Below are 13,929 nucleotides of genomic sequence, written 5' to 3' on the forward strand. Positions count from 1 at the left end.
GTCAGGCCGCCGTCGCGGCCTGCGCGGTGACCCGCTGGATCGCCGTGACGGCGATGTCGGGCCGGTCGACGTAGATGTAGTGCTCGCTGCCGGCGGCGGTGCTCAGCCTGGCACGCGCGGAGACCCCGAGCCACGTGCGCTGGCCGGCCGTCCACCCGCGCTCCAGGGCCGGCCCGTACTCGGGGACGGCCGCGAGGTACTGCTTCCCGTGCCGGATCACCTCGGCCGGGATGTTCCCGGCGGAGCGGACCTTCTCATCGGTGATGACGAGCCGCTCGGGGTTCTGCCCCGCGTCCACCGCGAGGGTCTGCGCGCGCAGCTGCGCCGCCGGGCCGGTGGCGGACTCGGGGATCGCGCCCTTGATGTCGGCGACGGAGGTCGGCGACGTGGCGTCCATCAGGACGAGCCCCTTGATGCGGTCCTTGTGGCCGGGGGCGTACCTGGCGGCGATCATCCCGCCCAGCGAGTGCCCGGCGAGGACCACCCGGCCGTCGCCGGCGACCCGGTCGAGGACGCCGGTCAGCACCTTCCCGGTGTCGGCGAAGATCTGCGGGCCCTCCGGCCGGTCGCTCGCGCCCGCGCCGAGCCGGTCGTAGGAGCAGACCCGGTTCTCCTTGCTCAGGGTCTTCTGGAGGGCGGCCGTCTTGCCGAGCCCGTCGCCGAGCCCCGCCATCAGGACGATCACCGGCGCGTCCTTCGCCGGGGCGCCCGCGCAGGACACGTTCACCGCACGGCCGCCGACCTTGATCTTCTTGGTGCCGGTGAACGCGTCGGCGGTCTTGCGCGGTGCGGGGGAGTCGAACGGGAAGGCGTCCGAGTCGGGGACGCCGTCGCAGCCGGTGAGCCCGGCGGCGGCGACGGCGCAGCAAACCGCGATCGCGGCGGTCTTCGTGAAAGCGCGGATCATGACGTCCTCCAAGGGAAAGTCGAATACCGGAAAATGGTCCGGCGGTGATTTTGCGTGGCCGATTTCGCCGCGAATGGAATTTCGCGGATCGGGTGTCGCTTTCGACATTGAGAACGCTAGGGATTCGGCCCCTGCTAGATCATCACCGCGCGGTTGACAATCGCCGGTAGCTCGCACGGGGGACAGTCCCGCCGTGCCGGAGCCGGGCCGAGGACGACGTCAAGTTCATCCAGACGGTGTGACCGTTGACACCTTCCGAGCCGTGTATCTAGCCTGAGGCCGACGTCAACTTCAAAGTAGGGAGTGGCATGGTCGGATCCGCGGTCATCGTCGACGCCGTCCGCACGCCGGGCGGCAGGCGCAACGGTTCCCTGGGCGGATGGCACGCCGCCGACCTGGCCGGCACCGTCCTGCGGGCGCTGGCGAGGCGCAACGGCCTCGACCCCGCCCGCGTCGACGACGTCATCATGGGATGCGTCGGCCAGGTGGGCGACCAGAGCGTCAACATCGGCCGCTCGGCGGTGCTCGCCGCCGGGTGGCCCGAGAGCGTTCCCGCGACCACGATCGACCGGCAGTGCGGGTCGAGCCAGCAGGCCGCGCACTTCGCCGCCCAGGGCGTGCTCGCCGGCGCCTACGACATCGTCGTCGCCGCGGGGGTCGAGGTCATGACGCGGACGCCGATGGGCGCGTCCGGCGTCGGCGGCGACCCGTTCGGGCCGCTCGCCATGGCCCGCTACGCCCATGTCGAGACCCACGGCCGGAAAGGGCTCGTCCACCAGGGGCTGAGCGCCGAGCTCATCGCCGACCGGTGGGGGCTCACCCGCGCGGACCTCGACGCCTTCGGCCTGCGCAGCCAGCAGCTCGCCGCCGCGGCACGCGACGCCGGGCGCTTCGACCGCGAGCTGCTGCCCGTCGAGGCCCGGACCTGGAACCCCGAGACCCGGGAGGTGACCCGCACGGGCACCGACCTGACCTCCGACGAGGGCATCCGGGAGTCGACGGCGGAGAAGCTCGCCGCGCTCAAGCCCGCGTTCCTGCCCGACGGCAAGGTGACCGCCGCGAACAGCTCGCAGATCACCGACGGCGCCTCGGCGGTGCTGATCATGTCGGAGGAGGCGGCGGTCCGGCTCGGCCTCACGCCGCGCGCCCGCTTCCACTCGTTCGCCGTGGTCGGCGACGACCCGATCGCCATGCTCACCGCGCCGATCCCCGCCACCCGCAAGGTGCTGGAACGCTCCGGCCTCGCCGCCGACGACATCGACATCGTCGAGATCAACGAGGCGTTCGCGTCCGTCGTCCTGGCATGGCAGAAGGAGACCGGCTTCGACATGGCGAAGGTCAACCCGAACGGCGGCGCGATCGCGCTCGGCCACGCGCTCGGCTCGTCGGGCACCCGGCTGCTGGCGACGCTGCTGTGCGAGCTGGAGCGCACCGGCGGGCGCTACGGCCTGCAGACGATGTGCGAGGGCGGCGGCATGGCCAACGCGACCATCATCGAGCGGCTGTGAGCGCGGGCATGGAGATCAGCCTCGGCGAGGGCATCGCGCTCACCGCCCGCAACCACCCCGACCGGGCGAGCTTCCTGTTCGCCGACGGCGGCCAGCACACCTTCGCGCAGACGAACGCCCGGGTGAACCGGCTGGTGTCGGCGCTGCGCGGCAACGGCGTCGGCCGCGGCGACCGGCTGGCGATCTTCGCGCTGGACTCGCACCGCTTCGTCGAGATCGTGCTCGCCGCGACGAAGCTCGGCGCGGTCTACGTCCCGCTCAACTACCGGCTCCGCAGACCGGAGGTGGACGTCCTGGTCGACCGGGCGAAGCCGGTGGCCCTCTTCTACGACGTGCGGTACGCGGCGCTGCTCGACGGGCTCGACGAGCAGCACGGGATCAAGCTCATGCTCGCGCTGGACGAGCGCCCCGGCGAGGCGTCCTCCGACTACGAGGACTTCATCGCGACCGGGACCGAGGCCGAGCCGCCGGTCGTGGCGTCCGACCGCGACGTCATCGGCCTCGCGTTCACCTCGGGCACGACGGGCCTGCCCAAGGGCGTGCTCCAGTCGCAGCGGATGATGAAGGCGATCGTCACCGAGCAGATCATCGAGTTCCGCATGCTGCCGGAGGAGGTCCGCTACACGGCCGCGCCGGCCTTCCACATCACCGGGATCTGCCAGCTGCTCGCGGGGGTCGCCTACGGCTTCACCTCGCTGATCGTCCCGCAGTTCGACCCGCGGGTGACGCTCGACCACCTGGCCGCCGACACGCTGACCGGCGTGTTCCTCGTGCCGACGATGATCAGCACGATCCTGCAGCTCGACGACGTCCACGACCACGACTACGAGCGGCTGCGGCTGATGTACTACGGCGCCGCCGCCATGTCGCCGTCCCTGCTGCGCCGGGCGATGGACACCTTCAGGTGCGACTTCCTCAACGCCTTCGGCGCCGGCACCGAGGCGGGCCTCCAGGCGCTGCTCGGGCCCGAGGACCACCGCCGCGCCCTGGACGGGCGGCCCGAGCTGCTCGGCTCGATCGGCAAGCCCGCCTACGGCGTCGCGCTGCGGATCGTCGACGACGACCTGCGCGACGTGCCGCCCGGGGAGGTGGGGGAGATCGCCACTCGCAGCGACATGCTGTTCGACGGCTACCTCGGCATGCCCGAGGAGACCGAGCGCGCCACCCGCGGCGGCTGGTTCCGGGCCGGCGACATGGGCTACGTCGACGAGAACGGCTACCTCTACCTGCACGGCCGCAAGAAGGACATGATCGTGCGGGGCGGCGAGAACATCTACCCGATCGAGATCGAGTCCGTGCTCGCCGAGCATCCCGACGTCGTGCAGAGCGCGGTCGTCGGGGTCGCCGACGAGCACTGGAGCGAGATCGTCCGGGCGTGGGTGCAGCCGCGCGAGGGCGCGCGGGTGACGGCCGAGGACCTCGCCGCCCACTGCGCCGAGCGGCTGGCCAAGTACAAGGTGCCGGCGGAGTTCCGGTTCGTCCCGGCGCTGCCGGTCAACGCCAGCGGCAAGATCCTCAAGCGGGAGCTGCGCACCTGGGAGTGACCCGGCGGAGGCACCGCCCGGAAGCACCGCCCGGAGGCAGCGATCGGCGCCGGTCGCGGCGCGCTCCGGCATGCCCGCGCCCCCGGGGCGCGCGGTTCCGGTCCGACGGAAATGTGACCCTTGACACACGGGGAAGGGCCGTGACAAGGTCCGCTATATGACGACGACGTCATGTTCAAGCGGCTGACAGACGTTCGGCCGGGGCGGCCCGGCACCGCACGAGCGCCGCGCGGGCGGCGTTGCCTCGCACAGGAGGAGGACCCCCAGCATGATGACGGGGCAGCAGTACAAGGACTCGCTCAAGGACGGCCGGAAGGTCTACTTCGAGGGGCGGCTCATCGAGGATTTCGCCACCGAACCCGCCCTGGCGGTTCCGATGGAAGTGGCCGCCGAGGGATACGACAAGTACTACTCCGCCGAGCCGGGCGCCCGGAACCCGGTCATCACCGCGCCGCGCAGTGCCGCCGAGCTGCGGGACAAGATTCCCGAGCTGCTGGAGATGGACCTGCTCCTCAACGTGACCTACCAGTCGGTCATGACGCTGATCGTCGCCTCCTCCCGCATCGAGTCGGCCGCGCCCGAGTACATCCCGCGGATCAACGCCTACATCAAGAAGGCACTCGAAGGTGACATCCGCATCACCGAATGCATCACCGACGCCAAGGGGAACCGCAGCCAGGCGCCGGCGAAGCAGGACGACCCCGACGCCTACGTCCGCGTCGTCCGCCGCACCCCCGACGGGGTCGTGGTGCGCGGCGCCAAGCTGCACATCAGCGCCGCCGCCCTCGGCCACCACCTGATGGTCATGCCCACCAAGACCATGAAGCCGGGCGAGGAGGACTACGCGATCGCCTGCGCGATCCCCGTGAACGCGCCGGGCGTGCACATCACCAACACCACCTACCACCCGAGCGGCGGCGACGACCGGGACTTCCCGGTCAGCTCGAAGAAGAGCGTGCCGGACAGCATGTGCATCTTCGACGACGTCTTCGTCCCCAACGAGCACGTCTTCCTCGACGGGCCGGTGGAGCACGCGGCGGTGTTCGCGCACTCGCTCGGGCTGTGGGAGCGGCTCGGCGGCACCGCCTTCATGGTCGAGCAGGCCGACGAGCTGGTGGGCCTCGCGCAGCTGATCGCCGAGGCGAACGGCACCCACCGGATCTCCCACGTCCGGGAGAAGATCGACGAGATGATCATCCACGCCACCCTGCTGCGGGCCGGCCTGGAGGCGGCGCTCCTGCACGCGCACGCGACGCCCGAGGGGTACTACTACCCCGACGACATGTACACCAACGTCACCAAGTACCAGGGCGCGACGCAGTTCAGCCGCATGGTGCGCCACCTGCACGACATCGCCGGAGGCGCCGTCCTGACCGCGCCCTCGATGGCGGACTTCGACAACGGGACGCTCCGCCCCTTCCTGGAGAAGTACATGTCGACCGGGAAGGACGTGGGGGGCGAGTACCGCACCAGGCTCTTCCACGCGATCCGCGACACGACCGCCGACGCCTACGGCGGCTGGCACCACGTGACCAACATCCAGTCCGGCGGCGGGCTGTTCGCGCAGCGGCTGGTCACCCGGCGCCACTACGACATGGACCGCGCCAAGCACCTCGCCTTCAAGGCGGCGGGCCTGGCCGGCGGATGACCCCCGCACCCCCCACGACGGGACGGACACGAACCATGGCGGATGCGAGGAGACGCGGGTGACCACGTATCTGGAGTTCGCGGTGCTCGGCCTCGGGCTCGCGGCTGTCTACATCGGGCTGGCGACCGGCCTGCTGCTGGTGTACCGCGCGACCGGCATCATCAACTTCGCGCAGGGCGCGATGGCGATGTGGGGCGCCTACGTCTTCGCCACGCTCGTCGACGACGGGCTGCTGGTCCTGCCGGTGGGCAGCGTCCAGCTCGGCGACGAGGTGGGGATCCTGCCGGCGCTGCTCATCGGGCTGCTGTGCGCGGCGGTCCTCGGCGTCCTCGTCCACTACCTGGTGTTCCGGCCGGTGCGGAACGCGCCGGTGCTCGCCCAGGTGGTGGTCTCGATCGGGCTCATGATCGGCCTGCAGGCGCTGGCGGTGATCCGGTTCGGGCCGAACAACGTCAAGGTCGAGTCGCTGATCCCGCGCGAGGAGATCGAGCTGCTCGGCGCGTCCCTGTCGGTGCGCGAGCTGGTGATGGCGGCGATCATGCTGGTGCTGGCCGCCGGGGTCTGGGCCTACCTGCGGTTCAGCCACGCCGGCGCCGCCACCCGGGCCGCGTCGGAGAACGAGCGCGGGGCCGTGCTGATGGGCCTCGACCCGAACCGCCTCGCGCTCGTCGCGATGGTGCTCGGCGCGCTCGTCAGCACGGTCGGGGTGCTGCTGGCCGGCACGCTCACCGGGCTGAGCCCGGCGAACTACACCGTGATGATCGTGCCGGCGCTCGCGGTGCTGCTGATCGCCCGGCTGGAGTCCATCGCGCTCGTCGGCGCGGGCGGGATCGCGCTCGGCGTCTTCCAGTCCGAGCTGAGCCTCATCGCCACCAAGAGCTGGTGGCCGGAGTGGGCGAAATCGGGCCTGGACCAGGTCGTCCCGTTCGCCGTCATCATGGTCATCCTTTTCGTGCTCGGACGGCGGATGCCGGCCCGGGGGTCGCTGCAGTCGGTGCGCCTGCCGGACGTGGCGGTGCCCCGCATCCGCCCCGTTCCCGCGCTGCTCCTGCTGGGCGCCGCCGCGGGCCTGCTCTTCGCCTTCGACGACACCTACCGCTTCGCCCTCACCAGCTCGCTGATCATCACGCTGCTCGCGCTGTCCTACGTGCTGATCACCGGGTACCTCGGGCAGATCTCGCTCGCGCAGTCGGCGTTCGCCGGCGCCGCGGGCTTCGCCCTGGCCAAGCTGACCGACGCCTGGAACATGCCGTTCCCGCTGGCCATCGTGCTGTGCGCGCTGGCCGCCGCGTGCCTCGGCATGGCCGTGTCGCTGCCGGCGTTCCGGATCCGCGGCGTCCAGCTCGCCATCGTGACGATCGCGGCGGCGCTCGCCATCGAGCGGTTCGTGTTCGGCAACTACAGCCTGACGCCCCCGACCGGGAACCCGATCGCCGACCCGGAGCTGCTCGGCGTGAGCTTCGCCGTGCGGGAGGGACGCGACCTCGCCCGGGTCGAGTTCTCGCTGCTGGTGCTGGTGATCGTCGCGCTGGTGATCCTGCTGTTCGTCCGGATCGCCCGGGGCGACACCGGGCGGGCGTTCCTGGCCGTCCGGGCCAACGAGCGCGCCGCCGCCTCGGCCGGGATCGACGTGCGGCGCACGAAGCTGATGGGCTTCGGCCTGTCGGCGTTCATCGCGGGCGTCGCCGGCTGCCTGCTCGGCTACAGCCAGGGCCAGCTCTCCGCCGAGTCGTTCTCGGTGTTCGTGGGGCTGCAGATCCTCGCCATGGCCTACCTCGGCGGCATCACCTCGTTCGGCGGCGCGATCGTCGCCGGCATGATCGGCCCGCTGGGGCTCGTCTACACCGCCATGCACCGGTGGTTCGACATGGGCGACTACTACGCGCTGATCAGCGGGATCGCGCTGATCCTCACCGCGATCCTCAACCCGGCGGGCATCGCCGGAAAGACCGAGGAGCAGATCGCGTGGGTCCGCCGGAAGCTGGCGGGCCGCCCGGCGCCGAGCGCGCCCGGGACGCCCGTGGTCGAGGGCCCGCCGGCCGGCGGTGTCCGGGAGGAGGTCGGCCGTCATGCCTGATCGCGCGCAGGGGCTGCGGACCCGCGCCCTGACCGTCCGCTACGGCGGCGTCGTCGCCAACGACGGCATCGACCTTCGGGTCCCGCCCGGCTCCGTCGTCGGCCTCATCGGGCCGAACGGCGCCGGCAAGACGACCTTCGTCGACGCCGTCACCGGCTTCACCCCCGCCGAGGGCGAGATCACCCTGGACGGGCGGAGCCTCGCCGGGATGCCGCCGCACCGCCGCAAGGCCGCGGGCCTCGCCCGCACCTGGCAGTCGGCCGAGCTGTTCGGCAACCTCACCGTCGAGGAGAACCTCCTCGTCTCGGCGCGGACGGTCGGCTTCGGCACGCTGCTGCGCGACGTCTTCGGCCGGACGAGCGTCGGCCGCTCGGTCGACCGCGCGCTGGAGACCGTCGGGCTCGACGGCGTCCGCTCCGTGCTCGCCCGCGACCTGACCCTCGGCCAGCAGAAGCTGGTGGGCGTCGCCCGCGCCCTCGCCGGGCGGTGCGACCTGCTCCTGCTGGACGAGCCGGCCGCCGGGCTGGACAGCAACGAGAGCGTCGCGTTCGGCCGCCGGGTCCGCGAGATCGCGGCGTCCGGCCCCGGCGTGCTGCTCATCGACCACGACATGTCGCTCGTGCTGAACGTGTGCGACGTCGTCTACGTCATGGAGTTCGGCAAGGTGATCTTCACCGGCACGCCGGCGGAGGCCCGGGTGGACGCGGCGGTCGCGACCGCCTACCTCGGCTCCCCGATGGAGGAAGCAGATGCCTGATCCCGTGCTCAGCGTCCGGAACCTCACCGCCGGGTACGGCGGCGTCCAGGCGGTCCGCGACCTCACCTTCGACGTGGCGCCCGGCGAGGTGGTGGCGCTGCTCGGCCCGAACGGCGCGGGCAAGACCACGGCGCTGCTGTCGATCGTCGGGCTCGTCCCGCCGATGGCGGGCGAGGTGCGTGCGCTCGGCGAGAAGGTCGAGCCCAAGCGGACCCACCGGCTGGCCAGGCGCGGCGTCGTGCTCGTGCCCGACGACCGGGGGGTGTTCTTCGGGCTCAGCGTCCGCGAGCACTTCCGGCTGGCGCACCGGCGGCAGGATCGCGAGCGCGAGGAGCAGGTGCTGGACCGGTTCCCCGCGCTCCGCGGGCTGCAGGGGCGCCGCGCCGGGCTGCTGTCCGGCGGCGAGCAGCAGATGCTCACCATCGCCAAGGCGATCCTCGCCCGGCCGAAGGTGCTCATGATCGACGAGATGAGCCTCGGCCTGGCGCCGAAGATCGTCCAGGAGATGCTGCCGTCGATCCGGGACCTGGCCGGGGAGGAGGGGATCGGGCTGGTGCTCGTCGAGCAGCACATCGAGCTGGCCCTGTCCGTCGCGGACCGCGGCATCATCCTCAACCACAGCCGGGTCGTGCTGGAGGGCTCCGCGAGGTCGCTGCTGGACCGGCGCGCCGACGTCGAGGCGGCGTACTTCGGCGCCGACGAGTACGCCGGCGAGCACGTGGGAGAGCACGGCGCGGGCGCCGTGCTGCCGTCATGAGGGCGGCGCGATGACGGAGCCCGCGGGGCTCGGCCCCGAGCAGCGCGGCGCGGTCGCCGTCGGCGGCGCGGCGATCGCCTGGGAGCGGTGGCCGCGGCCCGGCGCCCCGTCCGTGGTGCTGGTGCACGGCACCTCCGCGCACACCGCGTGGTGGCACCACACCGTCCGCTGGCTCGCCGACGGGTACGACGTGGTCGCCGTTGACCTGTCCGGCCACGGGAACAGCGGCCGGCGGAGCGCCTACGACCTCGGCACCTGGTCGCGCGAGGTCCTCGGCGTCGTCGACGAGGTGTGCGGCGGCGCGGCGGTCCTCGTGGGCCACAGCATCGGCGGGCTCGTCACGAGCGGCGCGGCGGCGGCCCGCCCGGACGCCGTCCGCGCGATGGTCCTCGTGGACTGCGTCGTCGCCGAGCCCCGCGAGTCCCCGCCCCGGCCGTCCGCGGGGCGCGGCGCCCCGGTGTTCGCGACGGTCGAGGAGGCCCTCGGCCGGTACCGGCTGATGCCGCCCCAGCCGGTGCCCGACGTCCGCGTCCTGACCTACGTCGCCGAGCGGTCGGTGCGGCCGGTCACCGGCGGCTGGACGTGGAAGGCCGACCCGGCGATCTTCGGCGCGCTGGACGCCGGCCGGCTGACCGCGCCGCTCGCGGACGTCCGGTGCCCGACGGCGGTGGTGCGCGGCGAGCTGAGCCGGCTCGTCCCGCCGGACGCCGCCGCGGTGCTGGCCGCGCTGCTCGGCCGGCCCGTCCACCAGTACGACGTCCCGAACGCCTACCACCACGTGATGATCGACCAGGGTGCGCCGTTCGGCCGGCTGCTGCGCCGGGCGATCGACCGGCTGCTGGCGCCCGTTCCGGCGGACCCGCGTAAGGAGTAGAAGTGGACCTGGATGTCTCATGGCCCATCGGCAGGATCATCACCGAGTCCGCGCGGCGCTTCCGTGACGTCCCGTGCTGGCTCTCCACCGGCGGGGACCAGCGCACGTTCGCGGAGGTGAACGCCCGCGTCAACCGCATCTGCGACGCGCTGGCCGCGCGAGGCGTCCGGAAGGGCACCCGGATCGCGCTGCTGGACACCGACTCGTTCGCCTACGCCGAGGTCTTGCTGGCCTGCTTCAAGCTCGGCGCGACGTACGTCCCGGTGAACTTCCGCCTGGCGCAGTTCGAGATCGAGAACATCCTGGGCCAGGCGGAGCCCGAGCTGTTCTTCGTGGGCGGGCGCTACCTGGAGACGGCGCGGAAGGTCGCCCCCGGGCTGCCCCGCGAATGCGCGCTGCTGTCGCTGGACGGCTGCCTGGACGACGACGTCGAGTCGCTGGTCGCCGCCGGGCGCGAGATCGAGCCCGACGTGCGGCTCGCCGACGACGACCTCCTCGGGATCATGTTCACCAGCGGCACCACGGGCCTGCCGAAGGGGGTCATGCAGACCCACGGCATGCTCAAGCGGATGCTGAGCCTCGGCTGGGAGGTCTTCGCCAGGCCGCGCGACGTGCGGTACACGGCCTCCCCGCTGTTCCACATCGCCGGCTGGGCGCTCGTCTTCGAGCAGGTGGCGGTCGGCTGCACGTCCCTCATCGAGCCGCAGTTCGACCCGGCGGTGACGGCGCGGGCGATCGGGGACGGGCTGCTGACCGGCTGCTTCCTCGTCCCGACGATGATCCAGGCGGTGCTCGACGCCGACGCCGGCCCGACCGGGCGGGAGCGGCTCGACACCATGCTCTACGGCTCGGCGCCGATGCCGCCGAGCCTGCTGAGGCGGGCGCTGGAGCGGTATCCCGCGTGCGACTTCTGGAACCTGTTCGGCGCCGGCACGGAGTCCGGCGTCCAGACCCTGCTGCGCCCCGGCGACCACCGGCGCGCGCTGGCGGGGGAGGAGCACCTGCTGTCCTCGGTCGGCCAGCCGGTGCTGTACGTCGACATGCGCATCCTGGACGACGACGGCGCCGAGGTGCCGCCCGGCGTGGTCGGCAACATCGCGGCGCGGACCGAGTGTGTGATGGCCGGGTACCTCGGCCTGCCCGAGCAGACCCGGGAGGCGCTGCACGACGGGTGGTTCTGGGGCGGTGACCGGGGGTGGGTGGACGAGGACGGCTACCTCTACCTGGGCGGCCGCAGCCGCGACATGATCGTCCGCGGCGGCGAGAACATCTATGTCTCGGAGATCGAGCTGGTGCTCACCGACGTCCCCGAGGTCGCGGACGCGGCCGTGGTCGGCCGCCCCGACGAGACGTGGGGCGAGGTCGTGGTGGCGTTCGTGGAGTACCGGCGGGAGCCGCCCTCGGTCGAGGCGCTGGACGCGATGTGCCGCGCGCGGCTGGCGGGCTACAAGGTGCCGGTGGAGTACCACGTCCTGCCGGAGCTCCCCCGCAACCCGACGGGCAAGGTCCGCAAGAGCGACCTGGTGGAGCGGCTCACCTCCTGACCGATCCGGCGGGCCGGCGGGTGTCCCGGTACCGCCGCTGAGCAGCCGAAATTCCCGAGCAAATGGCCATATGAATGATTGACATTGACGTCAACATTCATATGATGTGGAACACAGTGGAGCGAGGCGGCCGCGGGCCGCCGCCGGCGAGAGGCTGGTAGTGGGAATGAAGAAGACGATCGCGGCCGCGGTGGCGGTGACCACGGCCCTCGCCCTGGCCGCCTGCGGCGGGGACACGAAGGCCTCGAGCTCCGACGGCGGCCTGACGGGGGAGCCGGTCGTCCTCGGCGTCCAGTCGCTCGACACCGGCCCGGTGGCCTACCCGCAGAACACCTACGGCGCCAAGGCCGCCGAGTGGTACATCAACAACAAGCTCGGCGGCATCGGCGGCCGCCCCGTCAAGCTGGACATCTGCTCCGGCGACGGCACCCCGGAGACCGGCGTGAAGTGCGCGAACGACTTCGTCGCCGCCGACGTCCCGGTGGTCTTCGACGCCTACGACGGCACGAGCATGGGCGCGATGACGCCGATCCTGAAGTCCGCCGGCATCCCGATCGTCGGCACGCTCGCCGGGCAGGCGGTGGCCGAGGGCGCGCAGTACCCGGCGGCCTTCTACTTCTCCGGCCCGCTGGAGACGAGCGCGCTCGGGATGGTGAAGATCCTCAGCCGGCTCGGGAAGAAGAAGGCGTCGCTCGCCGTGACCGACGCGCCGTCCTCGCACGGGTACGTCGACGACCTGGTCAAGCCGATGGGGCAGAAGCTCGGCATCGCCGTGGACGGCGTCTACGTCAAGGTCGACAACATCAACTTCCAGGTGGTGGCGGCCACCGAGATGTCGTCCAAGCCCGACGTCGCCGGCGTCATCGCGCTGCCGGAGGACGGCTGCACCGGGCTGATCCGGGCGCTCCGCCAGTCCGGCTACGACGGCACGGTCTTCGCCGGGTCGTGCTCGCAGTTCATCGACGAGCTGGGCGAGGAGGCGGCGGGCGCGATCGTCCAGCCGCGGCTGTGGGTCCCGGCCTCCCGCGAGCACGCGCCGGCCGAGGTCCAGAAGCAGCTGGACGAGTTCGAGGAGGCGATGGAGGCGGTCGACTACGAGAAGGAGCAGTCGGCGCGGTCGCTGTACTCCTTCGCCGGGCTCATCAACCTGGCCAAGGTGGTGCAGGGCGTCAAGGGCGAGATCACCAACAAGTCGGTCTCCACGGCGATGCAGCAGGTCAAGGACTTCCAGACCTACCTCGGCCCCAAGGTCACCTGCGACGGGAAGCAGTGGCCGGGACGCCCCGGCGCGTGCAGCGACCAGGGCATCTTCTTCGAGGTGCAGAAGGACGGCTCGCTCAAGCCGATCGACGGCCAGGGCTACATCGACCTGGAGCCGGAGGCGGTCAGCTGACGGGGGCCGCTCGGCCCCCGCTCCGCGGCACCGGCACAGCTCGCCGGTGCCGCGGAGTCATTTTGTTCATGACGTCACTGTCAAGTAACATGCGAACCTTACGAGGGTGAGATACCGTCCTTCAGCGCCCCCCGCCGAGCGCCGCGCCTCCGAACCTTTGATGGCCCGGCCGCGAAGGTGGGATGCTCAGGTGGGGCGCGCACGGGGCGGCAGACCAGTGATCGGGAGTGATGGGCATGGCCAAGACGCGCGGTGGCAGGCTCGGCGTCGCCACGAGTCCGGAGCAGCAGGAGCGGCGCCAGACCGGCCCGCTGACGGGACGCGGCCACGCGCGCCGCGCCGCGCTCCTCGACGCGGCCCGCCGGGTCTTCGAGGAGAAGGGGTTCCTCGACGCCCGCGTCGCCGACATCGCCGCCGAGGCGAAGGTCGCCCAGGGCACCTTCTACACCTACTTCGACTCCAAGGACGCGGTCTTCCAGGCCGTCGCCACCCGGGTCGCCGGCGACATGATCATCGAGCTGGGGTCGAGCCGCCCGCAGTCGCCCGCGTCCTACGAGCGCACCTACGCCGCGATGAAGCGGTTCGTCGACTCCTACCGGCGCAACGCCAAGATCGTCGCGCTCATCGAGCAGGTGGGCACGTTCACCCCCGAGATGAAGCGGATCCGGCTCCAGGTCCGCGAGGCGCACGTCGACCGCATGGCGCGGATCATCGAGCACCACCAGAACGAGGGCCTCGCCGACACCTCCCTCGACCCCGAGCTCACCGCGGAGCTGATCGGCTCGATGGTCGACCAGATCTGCCACGTCTGGCTGAACCTCGGCAAGGAGTTCGACGAGGAGAAGCTGCTGCACGCGCTGACCACGGTGTGGCTGCGCGGCGCCGGCATCTACGACTGGCAGAGCACCAGGCCGAGCTAG

11 protein-coding genes are annotated in these 13,929 nt (G+C 71.8%); 10 read left to right on the plus strand and 1 reads right to left on the minus strand.

All coding sequences use genetic code 11. From position 1 onward, the window contains the following. Nucleotide 1: 1 nt before the first annotated feature. Nucleotides 2-907: an alpha/beta fold hydrolase gene (locus tag ACGFI1_RS27730; protein WP_392789270.1), complete on the minus strand. Its 906-nt coding sequence runs from the start codon at nucleotides 905-907 to the stop codon at nucleotides 2-4. 308 nt (nucleotides 908-1,215) lie between these two features. Here ACGFI1_RS27730 and ACGFI1_RS27735 point away from each other — a divergent pair, with 308 nt between their 5' ends. From ACGFI1_RS27735 to ACGFI1_RS27780, 10 genes are all read left to right on the plus strand, one after another. Further along, nucleotides 1,216-2,415, plus strand: a complete 1,200-nt coding sequence (locus ACGFI1_RS27735; protein ID WP_386874014.1) for a thiolase family protein — start codon at nucleotides 1,216-1,218, stop codon at nucleotides 2,413-2,415. Then, a complete protein-coding gene (locus ACGFI1_RS27740; RefSeq protein ID WP_392789273.1) occupies nucleotides 2,412-3,959 on the plus strand; it encodes a class I adenylate-forming enzyme family protein in 1,548 nt (515 codons plus the stop codon). Before ACGFI1_RS27735 ends, ACGFI1_RS27740 begins: the two co-directional genes overlap by 4 nt. Before the next feature lie 268 nt (nucleotides 3,960-4,227). Continuing rightward, complete coding sequence (locus tag ACGFI1_RS27745; protein WP_392789275.1) at nucleotides 4,228-5,607, plus strand: 4-hydroxyphenylacetate 3-hydroxylase N-terminal domain-containing protein; 1,380 nt, start codon at nucleotides 4,228-4,230, stop codon at nucleotides 5,605-5,607. Nucleotides 5,608-5,665: 58 nt separating this feature from the next. Further along, a complete protein-coding gene (locus ACGFI1_RS27750) occupies nucleotides 5,666-7,684 on the plus strand; it encodes an ABC transporter permease (protein ID WP_392789277.1) in 2,019 nt (672 codons plus the stop codon). Beyond that, the gene (locus ACGFI1_RS27755) at nucleotides 7,677-8,441 is read left to right on the plus strand and encodes an ABC transporter ATP-binding protein (RefSeq protein ID WP_392789280.1); all 765 of its coding nucleotides are present in this window, start codon (nucleotides 7,677-7,679) and stop codon (nucleotides 8,439-8,441) included. Before ACGFI1_RS27750 ends, ACGFI1_RS27755 begins: the two co-directional genes overlap by 8 nt. After that, nucleotides 8,434-9,198, plus strand: a complete 765-nt coding sequence (locus ACGFI1_RS27760; RefSeq protein ID WP_392789283.1) for an ABC transporter ATP-binding protein — start codon at nucleotides 8,434-8,436, stop codon at nucleotides 9,196-9,198. The genes ACGFI1_RS27755 and ACGFI1_RS27760 overlap by 8 nt, the downstream gene beginning before the upstream one ends. A gap of 10 nt (nucleotides 9,199-9,208) precedes the next feature. Beyond that, nucleotides 9,209-10,072 carry an alpha/beta fold hydrolase gene (locus ACGFI1_RS27765; RefSeq protein ID WP_392789285.1) on the plus strand — a complete coding sequence of 288 codons (864 nt, stop codon included), beginning with the start codon at nucleotides 9,209-9,211 and terminating at the stop codon, nucleotides 10,070-10,072. Nucleotides 10,073-10,074: 2 nt separating this feature from the next. After that, nucleotides 10,075-11,616, plus strand: coding sequence for a class I adenylate-forming enzyme family protein (locus tag ACGFI1_RS27770; protein WP_392789288.1), 1,542 nt, complete (start codon nucleotides 10,075-10,077; stop codon nucleotides 11,614-11,616). Nucleotides 11,617-11,782: 166 nt separating this feature from the next. After that, the gene (locus ACGFI1_RS27775) at nucleotides 11,783-13,009 is read left to right on the plus strand and encodes an ABC transporter substrate-binding protein (RefSeq protein ID WP_392789290.1); all 1,227 of its coding nucleotides are present in this window, start codon (nucleotides 11,783-11,785) and stop codon (nucleotides 13,007-13,009) included. A gap of 236 nt (nucleotides 13,010-13,245) precedes the next feature. Next, the gene (locus tag ACGFI1_RS27780) at nucleotides 13,246-13,929 is read left to right on the plus strand and encodes a TetR/AcrR family transcriptional regulator (RefSeq protein WP_392789292.1); all 684 of its coding nucleotides are present in this window, start codon (nucleotides 13,246-13,248) and stop codon (nucleotides 13,927-13,929) included.

Source organism: Actinomadura geliboluensis (assembly GCF_043197915.1).
Taxonomy (GTDB): Bacteria; Actinomycetota; Actinomycetes; order Streptosporangiales; family Streptosporangiaceae; genus Spirillospora; species Spirillospora geliboluensis.